This is a genomic window from Amycolatopsis nigrescens CSC17Ta-90 (assembly GCF_000384315.1).
GTDB lineage: Bacteria > Actinomycetota > Actinomycetes > Mycobacteriales > Pseudonocardiaceae > Amycolatopsis > Amycolatopsis nigrescens.
Genome location: NZ_ARVW01000001.1, coordinates 5507884 through 5530444 on the forward strand (window position 1 = coordinate 5507884; position 22561 = coordinate 5530444).

Sequence of the window (22561 nt, forward strand, 5' to 3'; positions counted from 1 at the left end):
TCAGCCGGCGGGTTCGCCGAACCAGCGGGAAAGTTGGTCGTCCAGGTCCCGCTGATCGTCGCCGATCCAGGCGACGTGGCCGTCGGGGCGTAGCAGGACGCACGGAACATCCAGTGCCGCGGTGGGATCCGCGAGGTGATCGACCCGGTCCGACCAGCCGCCGACGGTCAGGCGTTCGGTGCGGTCCAGCAGCAGGCCGCGGCCGTGCTGCAGCAACCCGTAGAGCTGGCCCTGTTTCACGTCGATGTCGCGCAGCCGGCGGCCGAGCAGGTCGGGGCCTTCGCCGAAGTCGTAGCGGATATCGATCGCGGTGATCTTCTCGATCAGGTGGCGGTTCACCTCGTCGAAGTCCATCAGTTCGGTGAGCAGCCTGCGCACGGCCTGCGGGCCAGGTTCGGTGGACGACAGCTCCAGCTGGGCGCGGGTGTTGTCCAGCACGTCCTCGGCGACCGGACGACGTTCGGCCTGGTAGGTGTCCAGCAGCGTTTCCGGCGCCCAGCCGCGGATCTGCGCGGCCAGCTTCCAGCCGAGGTTGACCGCGTCCTGAATTCCCAGGTTGAGGCCCTGCCCGCCGAGGGGTGGATGGATGTGCGCCGCATCGCCGGCCAGCAGCACTCGCCCGGCCCGATAACGTTCGGCCAGCCGGGTGGCATCCCCGAAACGGGACAACCAGCGCGGGGAGTGCACGCCGAAGTCGGTTCCGGCGATGGCGCGCAGCTGTTGTTTGAAATCCTCGAGGGTGGGCGGTTTCGTGCGGTCGCTGACTTCCGCGGCGGGGACCAGGACGCTGTAGACCCCTTTACCGAAGGGGCGGAGCCAGAATCGCTGATGGTGGATTTCGGCCGCTTTGGCGGCGATCTCCTCCGACGACACCCCCGCTTCCATTTCGCCCATCAGCGTCTCGTTCCGCGATGGCTCGCCGGGGAAGCCGACGCCGAGCAGTTTGCGCACCGCACTGCGCGCGCCGTCACAGCCGACGAGATAGCGCGAACGCAGCTGTTCGCCGGTGGCCAGCTCGACGGTCACACCCTCGTCGTCCTGCTCGAAACCGGCCACCGCACAACCGCGCCGGACCTGCGCACCCAGTTGGATCGCGTGTTCTTCGAGCAGGCGAACGACGACCGGCTGCGGGATGCCCAGCAGATAGGCGTGCGCGGAATCCAGGCCCTCTGGCGCGGGTTTGGCGATGGCGGCGAAGAAACCGCCGGCCGGACGCTTTCTTCCGTGTTCGAGAAGGCGATCCAGCAGTCCGCGCATCGCCATCAATTCGAGACTGCGAATGTGCAGGCCGACTATGCGGACGAACGACACGGGCTCGGTTTCCTTCTCCAGCACGAGTACCCGCACATCGTGCAGCCGCAATTCGGCGGCCAGCATCGCGCCGGCCGGCCCGCACCCGGCAATGATCACGTCGAAAAACCGCGGAGAATCCATGGGTGTTGCCTTTCGGGAGTGCCTTGTGGTCGAGGCGCTCCCGGCGACACCTACGTCAATCGCCCGGCCGTGACGGAAAGGGGGAGCACCCACATCGATCCAGCGTTCATGGGTCTCACCTCCTCGGGCGGTGTCACGGTCCACCGCAAGCTATAAGCCAGGGCGGCACCCGTCCAATCCTTTTCCAGCGTCACTGGCGTTGGCGCGGTCGATTTCGGCCATGTGCTGCTCGGCCCAGGTCCGAAGCGCCGCCAGCGGGGTCTCCAGCGACAGGCCCAGCTCCGTGAGCCGGTAGTGCACCCGCGGCGGCACGGTCGGCTCGACCCGGCGGGCGACCAACCCGTCCCGGACCAGGCTGTGCAGGGTCACCGACAGCATTTTCTGCGAAACACCGGGCATCCGGCGCCGCAACTCGGCGAAACGCACCTCGTGCGGGGCAGCCTCCGCGAGGACCTTGACCGCCATCGACATCCACTTCGTGCCGATCCGGTCCAGCAGCTGGCGGGTCGGGCACTCGGGATCGAACAAGTCACCGCGCCCGTTTCCTGCCGAGCGCGCCGCCTGGGAGGTCACCTGGAGCTCACCACCTGTGGAGAAGGTGCCGTCTTGGCAGCACAACTGGAGTTACCTACCGTTCCCTGGTAACCAATGGTAACCATCCTTGGAGGCTACATGCCCGGCACCTCACCAGCGAGCACTTCCGCACGGCACCGCGCCGGCATCGTGCTGCGGCAAATCAGCACCAACGGCATCCAGGCCAACGTGGCTGTCGCCGGCACCGGGCCGGCAGTCCTGCTGCTGCACGGCTTTCCACACACCTGGCGGCTCTGGACCGAGATCATCGGTCCCCTGGCCGGACAGCACCGGGTCATCGCCCCGGATCTGCGTGGGCTCGGCGCCAGCACCCGCGCGGCGGGGGGCTACGACGCGGGCACGCTGGCCGCCGACGCCGAAGGCATTCTCGACGCCCTTGGCGAACCCACCGCCGCCGTGGTCGCCATCGACGCCGGCACCCCGGTCGCCTTCCTGCTCGCCATGCGGCGGCCGGACCTGGTGCGCCGACTCGTGGTGATGGAGTCGCTGCTGGGCTCACTGCCGGGCGCCGAGGACTTCCTCGCCGGTGGGCCGCCGTGGTGGTTCGGGTTCCACTCCGTTCCCGGTCTGGGTGAAACGGTCCTGATCGGACACGAGGCGGAGTACCTGGACTGGTTCCTCGCCGCAGGCACCCACGGCCGGGGTGTACCGCCGGAGATCCGCGACGCCTTCGTCAGCGCCTACACCGGATACGATGCCCTGCGCTGCGCCTTTTCCCACTACCGCGCCACGGCGACCAGTGCGCGTCAGATCAGCGAGGCCGTGGCGGGTGGTCGGCTCACCGTGCCCACGATGGCGATCGGTGCCCACCCCGTCGGCCGCGCACTGGAACAGCAGTTGCGCCCGGTCGCCGACGACCTCGCCGGTCACCTCGTTCAGGATTGTGGCCACATCATTCCGCTGGACCGGCCCCAGGAACTGCTCCGCCTCCTGCCGCCCTTCCTGGCCGCCGGATCACGCGATCGCACCCTTCCGCGGTAGCCGAGTCCTACCCGACCTCTTCGATCGCCGGGACGAGCCGCCGGAGCAACGCGACCAACTGTTTGCGTTCCCCTGGCGAGAACACGGCGAACGCCTGCGCCTGACGTTCCCGCCGACGCGCCAGCAACCGCGCCATCCGGTCCCGGCCGTCCCTGGTGAGGGTTACCAGCACCTTCCGCTCGTCGTGCGGTGACCGCCGCCGCACGACCACCCCGGCGGCCGCCAGCTGCTGCAGCATCCGGGTGGCTGTCGGGATCGAGACATCCGCGGCCGCGGCGAGGCGCCCCACCGGCAACTCGGTGTCGCCCACCAGCGGCTCCAGCAGGGTGAGCTGCGGCAACGACAGCCCGCCGTCACGATCGGCGCCCGTCGAACGAGCCTTGCGTACCGCGAAGAACAGCTCGTCGGCGGCCTGGGCGAGCTCGTCGACCTCCGTCGGCGTTGGCGGAACGTTGCCGGTCGTCTTCATGCGAGTTAGATTAGCATGGCAATAGTTAGCAACCTAGCTATCAGGAGGCTCTACGCCATGACCGGCCGGATCGACGTGCACCAGCACCTGCTCCCACCTCGCTACCGGCAAGCGCTGGAGAACAGCGAGCGCACTCCCGGCGGCTGGCCCGTCCCCACGTGGGACGCCGGCGCCGCCACCGCGATGATGGACGACGCCGGTATCGCCACCGGGGTGCTCTCCATCAGCGCCCCTGGCGTCCACTTCGGCGACGACGCCGCGGCTCGCGAGCTGGCCCGTGAGATCAACGACTTCCAGGCGGAACTCGTCAAGGACTCGCCGGATCGCTTCGGCCACTTCGCCGTTCTCCCACTGCCGGACTTCGACGGCGCCCTGGACGAAGCCGTGCGCGCCCTGGACGAACTGCACGCCGACGGAGTCGTCCTCCTGTCCAACGCACACGGCCATTACCTCGGCGACCCCGCGTACGAGCCGCTCTGGACGGAACTGGACTCGCGGGACGCCGTGGTTTTCGTGCACCCGACCGAACCACCGATCCCGCAACTGGCCGGCCTGCCGAGCCCGCTGCTGGACTTCCCGTTCGACACCACACGCACGGCACTCGACCTCGTCGCGCACGGCGTATTCGACCGGCACCCGCGCCTGCGCGTGATCCTGTCGCACGCCGGCGGTTTCCTGCCCTTCGCCGCACGCCGCTTCGTCGGCGCAGCGATGTTCAACCCAGACACCACACCGGAAACCATCATGGCCGGGCTACGCCGCTTCTACTTCGACACCGCCCTGTCCGCCAGCCCCACGGCCCTGCCTTCCCTGCTCGCCTTCGCCGAACCCGGCCACATCCTCTACGGCAGCGACTTCCCCTTCGCCCCAGCGGAATGGCGCGCCGACTTCGACCACTGCCTCACCACCTACGACGGCCCCGACGCCGACCGGCTCACCGCCGTGGACCGGACCGCCGCGCAAGCGCTGTTCCCCCGACTCGCCTGACCCGCACGCGACGGACCCACCGGCGTACTCCACGCGGCATGAGCGTGTGCCGAGTGCGGCTGTTGTCTGGGTGCCTACAGCATTCCCGCCGCGCGGAAGAGCCGGTCATAAATCGCGCGGACGGTCTCCTGCTTGCGCGCGTTGTAGTCCATGACGCGCCCACCTCCTTGGACTGCCGCTCGTTTGGCGTCCTCGTACTGAGCGCGGTCCTCGGGGTGGGCGCGCAGCCAGTCGCAGAACATGCGGTGCCGGATGAGCTCCGGGCACTCTGGTCCGAACACGTGCAGGTTCACGCGGGGCTCGGCCAACATCAGGCACCGGTGTTCGTGCCAGGACGGCTCCCGAACCGTGAGGATGTAGCCGATCCGCGTGAGCTGAGGGACGTACCGCTTCTCGTCGCGGGGATCGGCCACCGTCAGATCGATGTCGATGACGTCCTTGGCGGCCAGTCCTTCGACGGAGGTCGACCCGACATGCTCGAGGTCCACCACCACCGGGCCGAGCGCCGCGCGGATCTCCGTCGCCGCGGCCCGGTAGGAGCGCGGCCACTCGGGCTTGTAGGCAACGATCGAGACCGTCTCCGGTGCTGGGGGGCCGTGCACCCACGGGCTCTCGGCCGGGTCCGGGTCCTGGTGTCGGGTGATCTCCTCGAAGGTGGGCACCCGGGTCAACGTAGCAGCGGACCGCTGGGGAGCCGATCTTCTTGTACGCGGACGCGACTCCAAAGGAGCGACATCGGCCTCAGGCCGGGCGTCCGGCGCCCGCGTAGTCGTCGCCCGCCTTGCGGTAGGTGTGCACCTGCACCGCTTGGCCGAAGGTGGGCGCGTCGATCATCTGCTGGTTGCCGATGTAGAGCCCGACGTGGTGGATCTTCGTGGACGGTTCGCCGTAGAAGATCAGGTCGCCCAGCTCCGGCTCGCTGCCCTGCGGGATCAGCGGCACGCTGCCGTACTGCCAGTGCGCGGTGCGTTTCAGCGTGATGCCCGCGGTGCCGTACGCGGCCGTCGTCAGACCGGAGCAGTCGAACCCGAGATCGCCCTTCTCCTCACCGTTGCCGCCCCACACGTAGGGCAGGCCGATCTTCTCGATGGCGAAGTTCACCGCCTGCAGCACCGCCGGTTTCGGTGGCACGGACGCCTTTCCGATCGTGCCGTACACGTTCGCGGTGGCCAGCGCCCGGTGCAGGATCACCGGTGCGCTCTGCAGCACGGCGACGCCGTCCCACCACGCCTTGCCCACCGCGAGGTCGCGGTCGCCGTCGCAGAGCGCGCGGCCGGCGGCCAGCGCGCTGTCGTCGATGTTCTGCACGTCGGCCGCTTCGCCGCGGTACTTCTGCCACAGCGCGGGGGTCAGCTGCATCGGGCCGGTGGCCTTCGGGGCGGATACCACCTTGTCGTAGAAATCGCGCACTCCGACCGTGCCGATCGGTGCGCCCGCGGTGCCGTCGTCACCGATCGGGCCGCCGCCGGTCCGGCCGTGGTTCGTGGCCACCCGGCCAACCGCGGCCAGTGTCACCCAGGAAAGGTGGCAGTTCGGGCGTTCCTTGGCCATGGCCACGGTCGCCTTGGCGTACCCGGTCATCACCCTGGCCGGCACGTCCAGCCATTCGGCCACCTTGCCGACCCAGGCGTCGAACTCCTGGCCTTGGCGCGCCGGTGCCTGCGCGGGCGGCTGGGAGGGCGGTGGCTGCTGGCTCGACGGCGGCGGCATCGACGACGGCAGCTCCGGCAACGGGCCCGCCGGCGCGGTGTTCGCCACCGGTGCCGCATCCTCCGGCGGTGCCAGCTGGGTGACCGCGACCAGGGTGCCCGCCGCCACGGCGACCGCGGCCACCGTCACGATCAGCTTCCGGCGCCCGCTCGGCTGCCGCTCACCGTTCTGTTCCTCGTCCGGTACCGCTTCTTTTCCAGCGTCCTGTTCGGTCATCGCTTCGCCCCCGAAATCCGCTCCAGTACGAAGGTGCGGAGCCCGTCCAGATCGGTGTCCACAGCCACGTCCACAGTATGCGGCTCCTCGCCGGTTTCGCCGCGCAATCCGGGCAGGCGGCTGTCCACCACGGTGGCGCCGCGACTCGGCCCCAGCGAGCACTCGACCTCCACCGGCAGCGCCTCGGTGCGCAGCATCCCCGGCCGGATCGCCTCCGCGACCGCGACCGCGTCGTGCAGCACGATGCCGTCCCAGCCGAGTGCCTTCTTGTAGTGCTCCAGGTAGTCCGGGGTGAGCGCGTTCAGCGCCGCGCCGATCGGGGAGGACCCGGCCAGCTCCGCCAGCCAGCCGGTGTCCACCGCGCAGCGGTAGGTCAGGTCCATCGGCACCAGCACGGCGGGCACCGCCTCCTCGACCAACACCCGCCTGGCCGCTTCGGGATCGCTCCAGATGTTGAACTCCGCGGCCGCGGTGGTGTTGCCACGGACGAGGCCGCCGCCCATCAGCACGATGCGGTCGATCTTCTCCGCGATCCCCGGATGCGCGGCGAGCAGCAGCGCGATGTTGGTCAGCGGGCCGATCGGGGCGAGCGTGACCGGCTCGTCCGCGGCCTCCAGCAGGGACACCAGCATGCTGACCGCGTCCACCGGCTCCAGCGCGCGCACCGGGTCGGGCAACTCGCCGGCGCGGCCGGACAGCCCGTCCGCGCCATGCGCGTACCTGGCGCGATGCGGATGCGGGTAGACCAGCGGCCGCGCGGCACCGGCCGCGACCGGCACGTCGGCCCGCCCGCACAGCGAGAGCAGCCGGAGCGCGTTGCGGGTGGTGGCCGACAGCGGCACGTTGCCGAACACGGTGGTCACACCCAGCAGCTCCACGTCCTCGCTCAGCGCGGCCAGCGCGATCGCGAACGCGTCATCGACACCAGGGTCGGTGTCGATGATCAGTTTCCTGCCCATTGAGCTCCCTCGGCTTCGAAATCACCCTGCCGACAGGTTACGGTCACGGACATGACGTCCATGTGGGGTTCCCCCGCGCTCTCGCGGTTGCGTGCCTGGCAGCGGGCCCGCCGCGACCCGCGGCAGGCCCGCTTCCTGACCGCGGACTCGTTGCGCTGGGCGCTGCGCAACCGGGCGTACACCCCCTGGTACCTGGTGCGGTACTGGCGGCTGCTGCGGTTCCGGCTGGCGAACCCGCACATCATCCTGCGGGGCATGGTCTTCCTCGGGAAGGACGTGGAGATCCACTGCCGCCCCGGCTACGGCCGCCTCGAGATCGGCCGGTGGGTGCACATCGGGGACGGCAACGCGATCCGCTGTCACGAGGGCTCGCTGCGGATTGGCGACAAGGCGGTCTTCGGCAGGCAGAACGTGATCAACGGCTACCTCGACATCGAGCTCGGCGCGGCGACACTGGTCGCGGACTGGGTCTACATCTGCGACTTCGACCACGTCACCACCGACATCAACCTGCCGATCAAGGACCAGGGCATCGTGAAGTCGCCGGTGCGGATCGGGCCGGACACCTGGATCGGCACCAAGGTCTCGGTGCTCAAGGGGACCAGGGTCGGCCGCGGCTGCGTGCTCGGCGCACACGCGGTGGTGCGCGGCGACATTCCGGACTACGCGATCGCCGTCGGCTCCCCGGCCAGGGTGGTTCGCGACCGCCAGGCCGACTACGCCGCCGACGCCGCCCGCCGCGAGGCCGTCGCCGACATGGCCCGCAAGGCGAACAAGGCCCTGCAGAAGACCCTCGGCGAGTCCTGACCCGATCGTGTAATCGCAGTTCGAACGCCTGTTCGAGTATTCTGAAGGCGTGGACGAAACACAGGCAGTGCCGGCGTGGCAGCTCTCCGATGGGGAGCTGACCGCGGCGCTGCTGCACACCCAGGCCGTGCTTTCCCGGACCTACGGCCGAATGCTGGCCCTGGTTGCCGAAGTCGACGGCCGAGGGCTGGCTTCGGCCAAGGGCTACCGCAACACCGCGGCCTTCCTGTCCGGGGCGATGCGCCTGTCCGCGCGGGAGGCGAAGGCCAGGGTGGCGCAGGCGACCACCCCGATGCCGCTGACCGGCAAGGCGCTGGCCGAAGGTGTCATCACCGTTGAGCACGTCACCGAGATCCATCGCGTCCTGGTCAGGGCTCCCGAAGGTCTCGACCCGGAAAAGCTGGAGTACGCCGAGCAGGCGCTCGTCGAGCTGGCCGGGCAGGCGCCGCCGTTGTCCGTGCGTCAGGCCGGGGCGAGGCTGCTCGCCTACTGGGATGTGGACACGAAAGGTCCGGGCGACCCCGAAGACGGGCTCGCCCGCCCGCGGCGGAGGTTCCGGTACTGGTTCGCCGCCGATGGGCAGATGCACTTCGCCGGGGAGCTCGATCCCGAGACCGCGGCACTGCTCCAGTCGATCGTGACCCCATTGGCCCGCCCTCGCCCGCTCGACGAGTTCGGCCGGGAAGACGGCCGCACCCTCGCCCAGCGCCAAGGCGACGCTTTGGCGGAAACGATCGGGCTCGCGGCCCACGCCCCGGAACTTCCCGTCACCGGCGGCGAACGCGCGCTGATGATGGTCACCATCGGCCTGGATGAACTGGAGCGCCGCGCCGGAGCCGCCTATCTCGACGGGGTCGGCTACACGAGCGTCAGCCAGCTTCGCCGGCTGTGCTGCGATGCGAAAGTCGTGCCCGCGGTGCTCGGCTCCAGTGGCGAGATCCTGGACCTCGGCCGCGCCCGACGACTCGCCTCTCCCGCACAGTGCCGCGCGCTGGCCATCCGCGACCGCGGCTGCGCCAGACCGGGCTGCGGCCGCCCGCCCAAATACTGCCAGGCCCACCACATCAAGGAATGGGTCGACGGCGGCGACACCGACATCGGCAATCTTGTGCTGCTGTGCGAATTCCACCACCGCGAACTGCACCACACCGGCTGGTCCGTCCGGATGGCCGACAGCGGCGTCCCGGAGTTCATCCCGCCGAAATGGCTGGACCAGGAACAACGGCCGATCCGCAACACCGCCCACGACCTACCCCACCAGCACGCCGCCTAGACAGGGAGCCTTCAGTGCATCCGCGCCAAAGGGCGGTTTTGCCAGATTTGGTTTGTTGATATAACTAACTACCTTTGGTGCTGGTTACCCGGATCTTGGAGGAGTGGCTCGTGTCCAGACAGCGTTTGCGCGGCGGCCTGATCGGCCTCAGTGTGTGCACCCTGATCGTCACCGCCACCCCGGCCCTCGCGGCCACCGACCAGCTCGACCGGGTGCAGCCCGGGGACGCGGCCTTCCTCTCGTCCGCGCAGCAGTGCAGCGAAACCCCGCGTGAGCTGCCGATCAACGAGTTCACCGACCACCGTGAGCTGGGCGTGGAGCTGGCGCGGATCGAGCGGGTGAGCAAGGGTCGGGTCGACGTCGAGCAGGCCGGTCGCAGCAACCGCGGCCGGGAGATCTGGTCGGCGCGGGTGGGCACCGGCCGCAAGGTGGTGCTGCTGACCAGCGAGATCCACGGCAACGAGAAGACCGGCACCGACGCACTGCTGAACATGCTGAACTGGGTCGGCACCGATGAGTCGGCCAAGGCGAAGCGCTGGCGCAGCGAGCTGACCATCGTCGCGATCCCGAAGATGAACCCGGACGGCGCGGAGCTCGACCGCCGCGGCAACGACATGACCTGGCAGGAGGTCACCGCGCGGAACCCGCAGCTGCGCGAGGCCAAGCCGGCCTGGAACTACTACACCGGCTCGATGCAGGGCGACGACTACTCGGCCAAGCCCGGTTTCGACACCAACCGCGACTACAACCCGGATCTGTCCTACGTGCCGCGCCCGACGGACTTCCCCGGCGACTCCGCCAAGACCGGCTGGTACATCACCCCGGAGTCCCAGGTGGTGCGGGACGTCTACCGCGGGCTCAGCACCGAGTTCGGCAAGGTGGACACCTACGTGGACCTGCATCACCAGGGTGCCTGCTACGTGATGCCGGACGACCAGGACGAGTTCGTCACGATGTCCATCTCCGGCAAGTTCGTGGACGACCCGGCGCAGACACCGGAATACCGGAAGTACCAGAAGAACTACGACCTGAACTACTCGAAGAAGCTCAACGTCGCGGTGCACAACGCCCTGCAGGGCGCGGCGAACAACCGTCCGCTGTTCGGCAACATCACGCTGTACCCGCAGGACACCAACCTGCCCGGCACCGGACTCGGCTCGTTCCAGCTGAACGGCAGCGGCGCGGTGCTCTTCGAGGTGCGAGGCCAGACCCAGACGCTGGGCCAGCAGTACCGCGCGGTGCTCACCAAGACGGTCAACATCGGGCTGGACGGACTGCTCTCCTCGGTCGCCAGTGGCAGGGTGAACCAGCTCGACCCGGCCGCCTACGACGCCATCCCGCCGCGCGGCCCCAACATCGGCACCCCCGCCGACGACTCGCGCGTCCTGGTCGACAACTAGCTGCTGAGGTTCGGCCTGCTGTCCGGGCCGGTTTCGTCGAAGCCGACCACGGGTGCGGTGGCGACGCCGAGCGCGCTGGCGCCGATGAGCTTGCGCGCGGCCAGGTTGCCCATCGGCATGAAGGTGCCGGCCTGGGCGTCGCGCCACATCCGCTCGAACGGCAGCGACCGGGTATAGCAGGCGCCGCCGAGCACGTCGACGAGTCGTTGCAGCACGCGGACCGCGTTGTTGCTGGCCACGTACTTGACCAGCGCGCAGCGGGAGATCCCTTCCTGCACCCCGAGTTCGAACAGCCGCCTGCTGCGCACCTCGTCGGCGTGCCGGTACATCAGCGCGCGCGAGCTCTCCACCAGGATCTCGCACTCGCCGATGGCGTCCTGGACCAGCGGGTCCGCCTCGCGGCCGCGGCGGGTGAGTTGCCGCGCCGCCCAGTCGACCGCGCCGGCGGCGATTCCGGTGTACACGGCGGAAAAGGCGGGCATCGCCCAGGACCACACCGTTTCGAAGACGCGCGCGTCGAGGTGCCCGACCGGCAGTGAGTGCACCACGTCGGCGTCGGCCACGAAGACCTCGCTGAGGTCGAGGTCGTTGCTCTGGGTGGCCCGCATGCCCATGGTGTCCCAGGTCCGCAAGACCTCAACTCCCGGCTGGTCCAGCGCGATCTGGCAGAGCAGCAGCCGCGGCCCACCGTCGGCGTCCTCGTACCGTGCGGTGGTGGAGCAGTGGGTGGCCACGGAGGTGTTCGTCGCGAAGCTCTTCCGGCCGGTCAGCCGGAAACCGCCCGGCACCTTGACCGCCTTGCTCAGCGCGTCGGTCATGTCGTTGCGCAGCCCCATTTCGCTGGTGACCGACGCCCAGACCAGCTTGTCCTGCGCCGCTTTTCGGAGCAGCTGCTCCAGCCGGGGGTTCCGCGTGCGGCGCCAGACCGACGCCCACTGCCCGAGCGGGGAGATGTGCATGGTCACCGAGAGCGCGGTCGCGCCGTCGCCCATCGCGAGCCGTTCCAGCACCGGCAGGATTTCCGGCAGCCCGGCGCCGAGCCCGCCCAACTCGGTGGGCACCGACAGCCGCAGGAAACCGGCGGCCCGGAGTTCGTCGTAGTTCTCGTGCGGGAAGGTGTTCTCCCGGTCATGCCCGGCCGCGCGTTCGGCGAACCGGTCCGCGAGCTCGCCCGCCCGGTGCTCGAGTTCCCGCTGTTCGGTAGTCAGGCACTGCTTCACAGACTCTCCTTGGTCCTGTCCCCGGCCCGGCTCAGCAGCCGCGCCACCTCGCCCCGCAGGGACACGAACTCGGCCGACTCCCTGGTGGTGATCTGGTCCCGAATGGCAGGCAGCGAGACCGCCAGGTCGGCGACGATGGTGCCCGGCGAGCTGGACAGCACGAGCACCCGGTCGCCCAGGTACACGCTCTCGTCGATGTCGTGCGTGACCAGGAGAACCGTGCTGCCGCGTTCCTGCCGCACCCGGCGCAGCAGGTCTTCGAGCTCGAACCGGGTCTGCGCGTCCACCGAGGCGAACGGTTCGTCCATCAGCAGCAGCGCGGGCCTGCTCGCCAGCGCCCTGGCGATCGAGACGCGCTGCTGCATGCCGCCGGAGAGCTGCCACGGGTACTTGCCGCCGACCCCGGCGAGCCCGACCCAGCCGAGCGCCTCCTTGGCACGTTCCCGGCGTGCGGCGCGGTCGAGACCCCGCCAGCGCAACGGGAACTCGACGTTGTGCCGCACGGAAAGCCAGGGGAACAGCGAGCGGCTGTAGTCCTGGAAGACCACCGCCAGATCGTCCGGAACCCCGGACACCAGATCACCGTGCAGCCGCACCTCACCCCCGGTCGGCCGGACGAGGCCGGCGATGCAGCGCAGCAGCGTCGACTTCCCGCAGCCGGACGGCCCGACGATGCAGGCCAGTTCCCCAGGCGCCACGGTGAACGACAGGTCGTGCACGGCGACGTGCGCGCGGTGATCTTCCGCGAGGTCTTCCGGGTAGCTGTGGCTGAGGCCGTGTACTTCGAGCATGGTCGGCACATCAAGCTCCCGTGTGCAGTAGGGCCTCGCGGGCCGGTTGCCGGCGGAGTACCCGGTGCTCCACCCCGAGCAGCAAGGTGTTCAGGCCGTAGCCGAGCACGCCGAGCAGGACGATCCCGGACCACAGGTCGGGGAAGTCGAACGCCTCCTGCGCGGAGATCAGCGCGTACCCGATCCCGTTCAGCGCGCCGACCATTTCGGACAGCACCATCAGGATCAGGGCGATGGACAGGCTCAGCCGTAGCCCGGCGAAGATCTTCGGCAGCGCGGCCGGCAGCACCACCATGGCGATCCAGTAGCGCGCCGGGGTGCGGAACGACTTCGCCGTTTCCTCCTGGGTCCTGCTGACCGACCGGACCCCGTCCACGGTGTTGAGCAGGATCGGCCACACCGAGCCGAAGACGATGGTGGCCAGCTGCATCTCGGTGCCGATGCCCAGCAGGACCATGAACACCGGGATCAGCGTCGGCGGTGGGATCGCCCGCGCGAACGCGAAGAGCGGCCCGGCGTAGTCCATCCCGGTCCGGGAGCGGCCGAACGCGGTGCCAAGTCCGACGCCGAGCACGACGGCGATGGACCAGCCGGCGAGCACCCTGCCGATGCTGGGCAGCACGTTCTCGTACACGGTGTCGGTGAGGAACAGCCTGGACGGCGGCCCGGAGAACCAGAGTCCGGCCGAGTTGGCCAGTATTTCGCTCGGCGGTGGGAAGAAGACGCTGTTGGCGGCGCGTGTCGCGAGTTCCCAGACGGCCACGGCGGCGATGAACAGCAGCCAGGTCCGCAGGAAGCGGTTGATCCCGTTCACCCCGCCACCTCGTTCCAGCGGAACAGCCGGCGGCCGAGCCGCTCCAGGCCGTCGTTGATCAGGTAGCCGATCAGGCCGGCCACCACCGTGCCGGCCAGCACCAGGTCCATCCGGCCAGGCCCGCCGCGGGCCTCCAGGATGAACCGGCCGATGCCCAGCTCGGTGCCGGCCTGGAACTCGACGCTCACCACGAGAATGAGCGCGATCATGGCGGAGAGCCGGATCCCGGTGAAGATGAACGGCGCGGCGTTCGGCAGCGCCACCGATGACAGCATTCTGGCCTTGGGGGTGCCGGAGGAGCGTGCCGTCTCGACAAGCAGCGGGTCGATCTCGCCGAGCGCGTAGATCGTGTTGTACAGGATCGGCCAGATCGCCGCGTACACGGCGAGCGTGATCTTGGCGTCCGGGCCGCTGCCGACGAGCACCATCACCAGCGGGATCAGCGCGACCGACGGGATCGGCCGGAGGAACTCGACGATCGCGCGGGTGGCGGTCCGCAGGCCGGGCACGCTGCCCAGCACCAGCCCGGCCGGCACCCCGACGGCGATCACGATGGCGAGCGCGATCGCCCAGGCGAGCAAGGTGGCGATCACGTCGCGCAGGAACGGTTCCTGGCCGAGGAGTTCGGCCATCCGGCCGAGCACGACGCTCGGCGGGGGCAGGAACTCCCGCCGGACCAGTGCCGACCTGACGGCCGCTTCCCAGAGCAGGAAGAAACCGAGCAGGCCGGCAAGGCCCCTGGTCGTCCGGTTCACGTCAGCGGTTCAGGTGGTCGTTGTTTATGTGGTCGTTGTTTATGTCGCCGTTCATGTGGCTGCCGGTTTCGCGATCATCGAGGCGGCGTCGAGCTGCTTGTTGATGGTGCCGAACTCGAGCAGCACGTCGGGCACCCGCTGCAGCCGCGAAGGGTCCAATGTGGACTGGAAGGTGAGCAGGTTGGTCAGCTGCGCGGTGCCGTGGTCCACCTTGGCGAACTCGACCAGCAGCGGCTCGATCTTGCTGCGGTCCGCGGCCTCGTCGGTGGCCTTCTGCATCGCGCGTTGGAAGGCGGCGACCGTTTTCGGGCTCTCCTTGGCGAACTTGGCCTGCGCGCCGTAGCCCGCGGTGGGGAAGTCCTGCGTCGGGCCAGTGGCGGTGTCGAAGACCGGGACGGCGCCGACGGTGGTGGCGGCCTGGGTGATGAACGGTTCGGTCATGAAGGCCGCGTCGACGTCGCCGCGCTGCAGTGCGGCGGCCATGTCCGGGAACGGCACCCCGACCCAGTTGACCTTGCCGAAGTCCACGCCCGCGGTTTTCATCACGGACTTGACCAGGGTGTCGCAGATGGTGTTCTTCGCGGTGATGGCGATCTTCTTCTCGGCCATGTCCTGCACGCTCTTCACCGAGGAGTTCGGCATGGCCACGACCATTGTGCTCTTCGGCCCGGCGGAGGAGGCGTCGGCGACGAACTGGATGTCGGCGGCACCAGTGGCCTGCGCGACGAAGAACGGTGTATAGCTGCCGTAGGCGATGTCCACTTCGCCATTGATCAACTTTGTCAGCGACGCCTGACCGGTCGGCGAGACGACCGGTTCGATTTCGAGACCTTCCTGCCTGAAATAGCCGTTCTTTTCGGCGAGGTGGTACGACGCGACGTCGATTGTGGACATAATCGAGATCTTGATCTTGGATTTCTCGAGCGTGCCGTTGGCGGCGCCGTCCGCGCTGTTGTCGGAACCGCCGAGCAGGCCGCAACCGCCCAGTGCGGCCAGCAGGCCGAGCATGGTGGTGAATACGCCCAGCCTGGCGCGCGCCCCGTGCGGCGTTATGTCGTGTCGAAGCAAAACCACTCCTGATGGGGACTGAGGTCGGAGTCGATCCGGTGTTCCCGGGTGGAAGATCTGGCATGATTCCGGTACTCGGGGTCACTGTAAAGAGCTGATCATCGGGTTTACTTACCGTGGTGAGCGTTACGCAGTGTGCCCGTCATTGCGCTCCCTGCGGTTACCTCCCGGCGGGGGTTACATCCGCATGGTGAGTTCGCTACCTTTTGCACCCGCGAGGGCGGCGATGCGCTCTGGCATTCGTACGTGCATTCGTACGTCCATTTGGGTTAATTTGGTGAAAGAGCTGCGACACCGACGCCGAATCGGCCCGGTCAACTGTCCCGTGCGTATCCGGAACGATGGTGGTAAAGCGGTGCCGACTACAGAAGCGCTACGGGCGCCGGAGACCCCGGCCAGTGAACAGGCCGCCCCGGAGGAGGCGGCGCCACCGGCGAAACCGTGGCTGAGCGTGCGTCACTGGCGGCTGCGCTCCAAGCTCGCGCTGGTGCTGATCATCCCGGCGCTCACCGCGCTGGGCCTCGGCGGTCTCCGCGCGATCAACGAGTTCAGCCGCGCGCAGGACTTCCACCAGACGGTCAGCCAGGTCGACGTCGCCGCGAAGGTGACGGCCGTGGTGCAGGAGCTGCAGCAGGAGCGGAACCTGACGGTCGCGATGATCTCGGCGGGCGGCGCGCGCATCACCGGCCGGAGCGCGCTCGACGACCAGATCGCCGACGTCGACCGGGCCGCCGCCGCGCTGCGTGCGGCGGCCGGTGAGCTGACCACTTCAGACCAGGCCGCCAGGAACCGCTATCAGCAAGGGCTGCAACGGCTCAACGCGCTCGCTCCACTGAGGATGGCGGCCAGCACGCCGACCTATCCCGACCTCTCGGCCTTCGGTACCTACTCGTCCATCATCGACTCGCTCGTCCAGCTCGGGCGCGAGGTCAACACGTCGGTCACCGACCGGGAGCTGCTCCGCCAGGGCACCAGTACGCAGGCGATGAGCGAGGCCAAGGAGTTCCTCGCCAAGGAGAGCGCCGCGCTGCAGATCGCCGCCGGGCGCCACGAGTTCCCGGGCGACCTGCTCGACCAGGCCCGTGCCGCGCAGGCCGGTTCCCGCGCGTCGCTGGCCGGTTTCATGGCCAACGCGACCCCTGCCGAGCAGCGGCTGCACTCGGACACGGTGAGCGGGCCGGAGGTGGACGACCGCGAGCGGATCAAGCAGGCGGGGTTCGTGTTCGCCGACGGGGACAAGCCGCTGACCATCGAGAGCGGGCGGCTCACCACCACCAGCGCCGCCACCCTCGGGAAGTACCGGGAGGTGGAGAACGCACTGCTGAGCGCGTTGCGGGGGCACGCGACCGAGTTGGCCCAGTCGGCCACCGCCACCGCCTGGAGCTACTCCGGCGGGGTGCTCGTCGCGGTGCTCGCCGCGCTGGTGCTGATGCTGGTGATCGCCCGCTCGATGCTGAGCCCGTTGCGGGCGCTGCGGGCCAATGCGCTGGACGTGGCCTACGTGCGGTTGCCGGGCATGGTGCGGAGCATTCTGGACAACCCGAACCCGGTCGAGGCGGCCAAAAAAGCGATCGACCCGGTGCCGGTGGACACCAACGAGGAGATCGGTGAGGTGGCCCGGTCCTTCGACGTGGTGCACGAGCAGGCGGTCCGGCTGGCGGCCGAGCAGGCGCTGCTGCGGAACAACGTGAACGGCATGTTCGTCAACCTTTCCCGGCGCTCGCAGCGGCTGGTGGAACGCCAGCTCGGCGTGATCGACCGGCTGGAGGCCGAGGAGCAGGACCCCGACCAGCTAGCCAGCCTGTTCGAGCTGGACCACCTGGCGACCCGGCTCCGGCGCAACGGCGAGAGCCTGCTGGTGCTCGCCGGCGCCGGGCTGGCGAAGTCGGTGCCCAAGCCGGTGTCGGCGGCCGACGTCATCGGTGCCGCGGTGTCGGAGGTGGAGCAGTACGCGCGCATCGAGGTCGGCGCGGTGCCGGACGTGCAGGTGCAGGGGTTGACCATTCACGACCTGGTGCACCTGCTGGCCGAATTGCTGGACAACGCGACCTACTTCTCCGAGCCGGAGACCAAGGTCGGCGTGCGCGCGGTGATCACCAGGAAGAAGGCGCTGGCCATCCAGATCACCGACAGCGGCGTCGGCATGTCCGAAGAGCAGTACGCCGAGGCGAACCGGCGGCTGGCCGACCCGCCGGCGCTGGAGGTGTCGGTGACCAGGCGGATGGGCCTCTACGTGGTCTCCCGGCTGGCCCAGCGGCACCGGATCGAGGTGCGGCTGCGGGAACGGCAGGAGATCGAGAGCGGCCTGGTGGCCAGGATCGTGGTGCCGGCCGACCTGCTGGTCGGATCGCCGTCGCCCGATCCGCGGTCCCCGCACCAGGACTCCTGGCCTTCGCTGCCTTCCCTGCCGGTGGTCACCGAGCCGGTGATCGCCGAGCCCCGCGAGCCGATCAGGCTGGACGACCTGATCGCGGGCTCGTCGGCACCCGCGTTCCTCAGCCCGCCCGCCTATCACGCCGGTGCGGACCAGTCGTCCGGGATCCGGTTGCCGAGACGCGAGCGGCCACCCGATCAGTCCATTAAGGACACGGCGTCCACAGGCTACCCAGACGACCCGGACAACGCGGTGACGCGGCGGTTGCCGATCTACCAGTCGGTGCTGTCGCGGTGGTTCACCGAACTGGAGGAGTCGGGGGAGCCGGACGCCGGAGGGACCGCGGCGCCCGAACCTGCCGAGAGCACGGAAGCGGCCGATTGGCGGAGCCCGTCCGACGACGGCTGGCAGAAGGCGCGTTCGTTGCTGGCGTCGAAGCAGCCGCTGACCACCGCGACCGGTATGCCCAAGCGGGTGCCCAACGAGTTCCTGGTCCCCGGCTCGGTCGAACCCGGCCACGACTCCTTCACGCCCGCCGAACCCGAGCCGCCGGTGGCGGTCCCGGTTTCGCGGCTTCCGGACGTGACGAGGGAACGGATGGTGCGGTTCCAGCGCGGTTACACCAGCGGCCGGCACGCGCTCACCGACCAGCCGGGAACGGGGGAATAGCGATGACGAGGATGGAACAGGCGGCGGCGCAGGGCGATTTCGCCTGGCTGGTCACGGACTTCGTGCGCCGGGTGCCCGGGGCGGCGCACGCGGCGGTGGTCTCCGCCGACGGGCTGATCCTGGCGTCGTCGCGGGGGCTGCCGAAGGACAGGGCGGATCAGCTCTCCGCCGTCGCGTCCGGGCTGACCAGCCTGGCCAGCGGCGCGGCGCGGATCTTCGACGGCGGCCCGGTGGCGCAGACCGTGATCGAGATGACCAACGGCTTCCTGTTCCTGATGTCGGTGTCGGACGGGTCCTGCCTTGCCGTGCTGGGGCCACCTGGCGGCGACATCGGCCTGGTGGTCTACGAGATGACCTTGCTGGTGGACCGGGTCGGCAGGCAGCTGACCCCGGCGAGGCGCGGGCAGGATTCTTAGTGGAAAGGGTTGCCGGTGGGCTTTGGTGAGTTCGGTTCCGGCTCAGATGCGGCAGATGCGGCAGACGTGCCGGTCGCGACCGGACCGACTTCTTCGGCGAAGATCGTGATCGCCGGCGGCTTCGGCGTGGGCAAGACCACCATGGTCGGCGCGGTCTCCGAGATCGATCCGCTGACCACGGAGGCGGCGATGACCGAGGCCGGCGGATCGGTGGACGACGCCTCGGCGACCCCGGACAAGGTCTCCACCACGGTGGCGATGGATTTCGGCCGGATCTCGCTGGACTCGGATCTGGTGCTGTACATGTTCGGCACCCCTGGCCAGCACCGGTTCTGGTTCATGTGGGACGACCTCGCGCTCGGCGCGATCGGCGCGGTGGTGCTGGTGGACACCCGCCGGGTGGCCGACGCGTTCGGGTCGATCGACTTCTTCGAGCACCGCAAGCTGCCCTACATCGTCGCGATCAACTGCTTCGACCGGCTGCTGCACCACCAGATCGACGAGGTCAGGGACGCGCTGACGATCTCGCCGTCGATCCCGATCATCGCCTGCGACGTGCGGGAACGGGAGTCCGCCAAGCAGGTGCTGATCTCCGTGGTGCGGCACGCCATCGAGCGCGAGTCGGCGGCGGGCTGAGCGTCAGCCGGTGTTCTTCGGCACCGCCGGGTATGGCACGAAGGTGCTGGTGTTCTCGTCCACGGTGAGCTGCTTGCCGATGGTGGGGAAGGCGCGCTGCGGGCAGGCCGGCCGTTCGCAGACCTTGCAGCCCATGCCGATCGGGGTGGCCGCGGCCCTGTCGTCCAGGTCGAGCCCGGTGGAGTAGACCAGCCGCCTGGCGTGCCGCAGCTCGCAGCCGAGGCCGACGGTGAACATCTTGCCGGGGCTGCCGTAGCCGCCGATGTTGCGCTGGATGGTGCGCGCGATCCAGAAGTAGCTCTTGCCGTCCGGCACGCTGGCGATCTGGGTGAGGATCTTGCCGGGCGAGGTGAACGCCTCGTACACATTCCACAGTGGACAGGCGCCGCCCACCCTGGAGAAGTGGAACCCGGCCGCGGACTGGCGTTTCGACATGTTCCCTGCCCGGTCCACCCGGACGAAGGAGAACGGCACCCCGCGCTGCTTCGGCCGCTGCAGGGTGGACAGCCGGTGGCAGACCGTCTCGAAGCCGACACCGAAGTGGTCGCAGAGCCGTTCGATGTCGTAGCGGAAGTTCTCCGCGGTGGAGTGGAACGCGCCGTAGGGCAGGATCAACGCGCCGGCGAAGTAGTTGGCCAGGCCGACCCTGGCCAGCGAGCGCGCGGCCGGGCCGGAAAAGGCCCAGGAGTCGGCGAGCTCGGTGATCAGGTCGTCGTACTCCAGCAGCGCGATCTGCGAGGCCATCCGGAACGCCTGCTGCCCGACCCGCAGGCTGGGTGCCAGCCGCAGCGTCCTGGTGTGCGGCTCGTAGCGGTGCTGCTCCCCGGCGGTCTCGTCGATCCCGTCGCTGGTCACGCCGACGCCGTAGCGGTCGGTCAGCCTGCCGCGCAGCGCGCTGAGCACCTCGCCCCGGCGCAGCGGGACCTCCGCGGCCATCCGCTCGGCGCGTTCGTCGAGTTCGGCGACGTAGTTCTCACGCTCGTAGAAGAAGTCGCGGACCTCTTCGTGCGGCAGCGGGGCGGCCGCGCTGCCGTGCAGGCCGGTGCCGTTCTCGGTGGTCAGCGCCGCGGTGTTCTCCACCGCGTTGCGGTAGCTGCGGTGCAGCTTGACCAGCGCCTGCGCGATCGAGGGCAGGTTGGTGGCAAGGTCGTTCAGCTCGCCGGTGGAGACCTGCATGCCGAGCACCTCGTCCAGCAGCGCCTCCTTCACGTCGGCGACCAGCCGGGCGGTGTCGTTGTTGGCGAAGAACTCGGTGTCCACGCCGAAGGCCTCGGTGATCCGCAGCAGCACCGGCACCGTCAGCGGCCGGGAGTTGTGCTCGATCTGGTTCAGGTAACTGGGTGAGATCTCCAGCACACGGGCCAGGTCCGCCTGGCTCATCGACCGGGTTTCGCGCAGATGCCGCAGCCGCGCGCCGGCGAAGGTTTTGTCCACGCTGGCCTTCCTGTCCGCAAGGTTTCCGGGCCTGAACGATTAAGTAAACGATCAAGCTCGGCTCATTTTCGGGCACCTGCGAACGCCAGGTTCGCAAGCTTCACAAGATGCTACGTAATCTTCGCAGAAATTGGCAAATTGGCGCTCTGGTCGTGTTTCCGCTGCGCATGCCATGGTCAGGGCAAGCAGGCGAGTAATCGCAAAGTTCGCAACGTTGGAGAACCGATGGCAGAGCAGGCCAACAAGTTTGAGCAAGCGGCACAGGAGCTGGCCGAGCAGTGGGCGACCGACCCCCGCTGGGCGGACGTGAAGCGCTCCTACTCCGCGGCCGACGTGGTCAAGCTGCGCGGCAGCGTCGTGGAGGAGAACACCCTCGCCCGCCGGGGTGCCGAGAAGCTGTGGAACCTGATCAACAACGAGGACTACATCCACGCGCTGGGCGCGCTCACCGGTAACCAGGCCGTGCAGCAGGTGCGCGCCGGCCTCAAGGCGATCTACCTGTCCGGCTGGCAGGTGGCCGCGGACGCGAACCTGTCCGGCCAGACCTACCCGGACCAGAGCCTCTACCCGGCCAACTCGGTGCCCGCGGTGGTCCGCCGGATCAACAACGCGCTGGGCCGCGCGGACCAGATCAACTGGGCTGAGGGTAATACCGACATTGACTGGTACGCCCCGATCGTGGCTGACGCGGAGGCGGGCTTCGGTGGCCCGCTCAACGCGTTCGAGCTGATGAAGGGCATGATCGCGGCCGGTGCCGCCGGTGTGCACTGGGAGGACCAGCTCGCTTCCGAGAAGAAGTGCGGTCACCTCGGCGGCAAGGTGCTGATCCCGACCAAGCAGCACGAGCGCACGCTGAACGCGGCCCGCCTCGCCAGTGATGTCGCAGACGTGGCCTCCGTTATCATCGCCCGCACCGACGCCCAGGCCGCCACCCTGATCACCAGTGACGTGGACGAGCGCGACCGGAAGTACGTCACCGGCGAGCGCACCGCCGAGGGCTTCTACACGGTGCGCAACGGCATCGAGCCCTGCATCGACCGCGGCCTCGCCTACGCCGAGTACGCCGACCTGCTGTGGATGGAGACCTCCGAGCCGGACCTCGAGGTGGCGCGGCAGTTCGCCGAGGCGATCAAGGCCAAGTACCCGAACCAGCTGCTGGCCTACAACTGCTCGCCGTCGTTCAACTGGAAGAAGCACCTGGACGACGCGACCATCGCGAAGTTCCAGCGCGAGCTCGGCCACATGGGCTACAAGTTCCAGTTCATCACCCTCGCCGGGTTCCACGCGCTGAACTACTCGATGTTCGACCTGGCGCACGGCTACGCCCGCGAGGGCATGACCGCCTACGTGGACCTGCAGGAGCGCGAGTTCGGCTCGGAGGACCGGGGCTACACCGCCACCAAGCACCAGCGCGAGGTGGGCACCGGCTGGTTCGACCAGGTCAGCACCGCGCTGAACCCGGAGAGCTCGACCACCGCGCTCAAGGGCTCCACCGAAGAAGCCCAGTTCTGACCCCCTAACGGCAAATAGCCGACTTTTTGCCCTGCCCCCCAG

Annotated in this window: 21 protein-coding genes; 9 read left to right on the plus strand and 12 right to left on the minus strand. The window is 69.0% G+C overall.

All coding sequences use genetic code 11. The features are described from left to right. Entirely contained in the window at positions 1–1434 is a 1434-nt protein-coding gene (gene rox / locus AMYNI_RS0126205) for a rifampin monooxygenase (protein ID WP_020671042.1), read from the minus strand. 150 nt (positions 1435–1584) lie between these two features. After that, entirely contained in the window at positions 1585–2007 is a 423-nt protein-coding gene (locus tag AMYNI_RS0126210) for a winged helix-turn-helix transcriptional regulator (RefSeq protein ID WP_040405971.1), read from the minus strand. A 99-nt stretch (positions 2008–2106) separates the two neighbouring features. Here AMYNI_RS0126210 and AMYNI_RS0126215 point away from each other — a divergent pair, with 99 nt between their 5' ends. Continuing rightward, positions 2107–3009 (plus strand): alpha/beta fold hydrolase, encoded by a 903-nt coding sequence (locus AMYNI_RS0126215; protein WP_020671044.1) that lies wholly within the window; start codon positions 2107–2109, stop codon positions 3007–3009. A 7-nt stretch (positions 3010–3016) separates the two neighbouring features. On the opposite strand, the gene AMYNI_RS0126220 is transcribed toward AMYNI_RS0126215, so the two are convergent. Further along, positions 3017–3478, minus strand: coding sequence for a MarR family winged helix-turn-helix transcriptional regulator (locus AMYNI_RS0126220; protein WP_020671045.1), 462 nt, complete (start codon positions 3476–3478; stop codon positions 3017–3019). Positions 3479–3535: 57 nt separating this feature from the next. On the opposite strand from AMYNI_RS0126220, the gene AMYNI_RS0126225 reads away from it, so the two are divergent. Beyond that, the gene (locus AMYNI_RS0126225; protein ID WP_020671046.1) at positions 3536–4465 is read left to right on the plus strand and encodes an amidohydrolase family protein; all 930 of its coding nucleotides are present in this window, start codon (positions 3536–3538) and stop codon (positions 4463–4465) included. Between the two features lie 74 nt (positions 4466–4539). Here the strand turns inward: AMYNI_RS0126225 and AMYNI_RS0126230 are convergent, their stop codons facing one another. The 3 genes from AMYNI_RS0126230 to AMYNI_RS0126240 all read right to left on the minus strand — a co-directional run bounded on the left by AMYNI_RS0126230 (position 4540) and on the right by AMYNI_RS0126240 (position 7350). Beyond that, positions 4540–5127, minus strand: a complete 588-nt coding sequence (locus AMYNI_RS0126230) for a GrpB family protein (RefSeq protein ID WP_026360942.1) — start codon at positions 5125–5127, stop codon at positions 4540–4542. Between the two features lie 79 nt (positions 5128–5206). Beyond that, positions 5207–6391 (minus strand): C40 family peptidase, encoded by a 1185-nt coding sequence (locus tag AMYNI_RS0126235; RefSeq protein WP_020671048.1) that lies wholly within the window; start codon positions 6389–6391, stop codon positions 5207–5209. Beyond that, positions 6388–7350 carry a nucleoside hydrolase gene (locus AMYNI_RS0126240; protein ID WP_020671049.1) on the minus strand — a complete coding sequence of 321 codons (963 nt, stop codon included), beginning with the start codon at positions 7348–7350 and terminating at the stop codon, positions 6388–6390. The genes AMYNI_RS0126235 and AMYNI_RS0126240 overlap by 4 nt, the downstream gene beginning before the upstream one ends. A gap of 51 nt (positions 7351–7401) precedes the next feature. Here AMYNI_RS0126240 and AMYNI_RS0126245 point away from each other — a divergent pair, with 51 nt between their 5' ends. The 3 genes from AMYNI_RS0126245 (at position 7402) to AMYNI_RS0126255 (ending at position 10830) form a co-directional block, all read left to right on the plus strand. Beyond that, positions 7402–8157, plus strand: coding sequence for an acyltransferase (locus tag AMYNI_RS0126245; protein WP_026360944.1), 756 nt, complete (start codon positions 7402–7404; stop codon positions 8155–8157). Between the two features lie 49 nt (positions 8158–8206). Beyond that, a complete protein-coding gene (locus AMYNI_RS0126250; RefSeq protein ID WP_026360945.1) occupies positions 8207–9430 on the plus strand; it encodes an HNH endonuclease signature motif containing protein in 1224 nt (407 codons plus the stop codon). Positions 9431–9540: 110 nt separating this feature from the next. Continuing rightward, positions 9541–10830 carry a M14 family zinc carboxypeptidase gene (locus AMYNI_RS0126255; protein WP_425387912.1) on the plus strand — a complete coding sequence of 430 codons (1290 nt, stop codon included), beginning with the start codon at positions 9541–9543 and terminating at the stop codon, positions 10828–10830. Here the strand turns inward: AMYNI_RS0126255 and AMYNI_RS0126260 are convergent. From AMYNI_RS0126260 to AMYNI_RS0126280, 5 genes are read right to left on the minus strand one after another with little or no spacing between them, the layout of a single operon-like run. Next, positions 10827–12050: an acyl-CoA dehydrogenase family protein gene (locus AMYNI_RS0126260; RefSeq protein WP_020671053.1), complete on the minus strand. Its 1224-nt coding sequence runs from the start codon at positions 12048–12050 to the stop codon at positions 10827–10829. The genes AMYNI_RS0126255 and AMYNI_RS0126260 overlap by 4 nt on opposite strands. After that, positions 12047–12850, minus strand: coding sequence for an ABC transporter ATP-binding protein (locus tag AMYNI_RS0126265; protein WP_020671054.1), 804 nt, complete (start codon positions 12848–12850; stop codon positions 12047–12049). Before AMYNI_RS0126265 ends, AMYNI_RS0126260 begins: the two co-directional genes overlap by 4 nt. A gap of 1 nt (position 12851) precedes the next feature. After that, positions 12852–13655: an ABC transporter permease gene (locus AMYNI_RS0126270; RefSeq protein WP_020671055.1), complete on the minus strand. Its 804-nt coding sequence runs from the start codon at positions 13653–13655 to the stop codon at positions 12852–12854. Then, entirely contained in the window at positions 13652–14410 is a 759-nt protein-coding gene (locus AMYNI_RS0126275) for an ABC transporter permease (RefSeq protein ID WP_020671056.1), read from the minus strand. The genes AMYNI_RS0126270 and AMYNI_RS0126275 overlap by 4 nt, the downstream gene beginning before the upstream one ends. A gap of 51 nt (positions 14411–14461) precedes the next feature. Beyond that, positions 14462–15418, minus strand: a complete 957-nt coding sequence (locus AMYNI_RS0126280) for an ABC transporter substrate-binding protein (RefSeq protein ID WP_020671057.1) — start codon at positions 15416–15418, stop codon at positions 14462–14464. Positions 15419–15833: 415 nt separating this feature from the next. Between AMYNI_RS0126280 and AMYNI_RS45425 the strand changes: the two genes are divergently transcribed. Genes AMYNI_RS45425 through AMYNI_RS0126295 form a run of 3 tightly spaced genes read left to right on the plus strand, consistent with a single transcriptional unit; the run spans position 15834 to position 19573 of the window. Further along, positions 15834–18521: a nitrate- and nitrite sensing domain-containing protein gene (locus tag AMYNI_RS45425; RefSeq protein ID WP_425387913.1), complete on the plus strand. Its 2688-nt coding sequence runs from the start codon at positions 15834–15836 to the stop codon at positions 18519–18521. 11 nt (positions 18522–18532) lie between these two features. Next, entirely contained in the window at positions 18533–18937 is a 405-nt protein-coding gene (locus AMYNI_RS0126290) for a roadblock/LC7 domain-containing protein (RefSeq protein ID WP_020671059.1), read from the plus strand. A 15-nt stretch (positions 18938–18952) separates the two neighbouring features. Next, complete coding sequence (locus tag AMYNI_RS0126295; protein ID WP_020671060.1) at positions 18953–19573, plus strand: GTP-binding protein; 621 nt, start codon at positions 18953–18955, stop codon at positions 19571–19573. A gap of 3 nt (positions 19574–19576) precedes the next feature. Here the strand turns inward: AMYNI_RS0126295 and AMYNI_RS0126300 are convergent, their stop codons facing one another. Continuing rightward, positions 19577–21007, minus strand: coding sequence for a short-chain fatty acyl-CoA regulator family protein (locus AMYNI_RS0126300; protein WP_020671061.1), 1431 nt, complete (start codon positions 21005–21007; stop codon positions 19577–19579). Positions 21008–21232: 225 nt separating this feature from the next. Between AMYNI_RS0126300 and aceA the strand changes: the two genes are divergently transcribed. Beyond that, positions 21233–22519, plus strand: a complete 1287-nt coding sequence (gene aceA, locus AMYNI_RS0126305) for an isocitrate lyase (RefSeq protein ID WP_020671062.1) — start codon at positions 21233–21235, stop codon at positions 22517–22519. The last annotated feature ends 42 nt before the right edge of the window (positions 22520–22561 follow it).

Bases quoted from the DNA above. Each gene is read 5' to 3' on its own strand.
- AMYNI_RS0126290 (WP_020671059.1), top strand. From the start codon at position 18,533: ATGGAACAGGCGGCGGCGCAGGGCGATTTCGCCTGGCTGGTCACGGAC.
- AMYNI_RS0126215 (WP_020671044.1), top strand. From the start codon at position 2,107: ATGCCCGGCACCTCACCAGCGAGCACTTCCGCACGGCACCGCGCCGGC.
- aceA (WP_020671062.1), top strand. From the start codon at position 21,233: ATGGCAGAGCAGGCCAACAAGTTTGAGCAAGCGGCACAGGAGCTGGCC.
- AMYNI_RS0126225 (WP_020671046.1), top strand. From the start codon at position 3,536: ATGACCGGCCGGATCGACGTGCACCAGCACCTGCTCCCACCTCGCTAC.
- rox (WP_020671042.1), bottom strand. From the start codon at position 1,434: ATGGATTCTCCGCGGTTTTTCGACGTGATCATTGCCGGGTGCGGGCCG.
- AMYNI_RS0126220 (WP_020671045.1), bottom strand. From the start codon at position 3,478: ATGAAGACGACCGGCAACGTTCCGCCAACGCCGACGGAGGTCGACGAG.
- AMYNI_RS0126245 (WP_026360944.1), top strand. From the start codon at position 7,402: ATGACGTCCATGTGGGGTTCCCCCGCGCTCTCGCGGTTGCGTGCCTGG.
- AMYNI_RS0126280 (WP_020671057.1), bottom strand. From the start codon at position 15,418: ATGCTCGGCCTGCTGGCCGCACTGGGCGGTTGCGGCCTGCTCGGCGGT.
- AMYNI_RS0126235 (WP_020671048.1), bottom strand. From the start codon at position 6,391: ATGACCGAACAGGACGCTGGAAAAGAAGCGGTACCGGACGAGGAACAG.
- AMYNI_RS0126240 (WP_020671049.1), bottom strand. From the start codon at position 7,350: ATGGGCAGGAAACTGATCATCGACACCGACCCTGGTGTCGATGACGCG.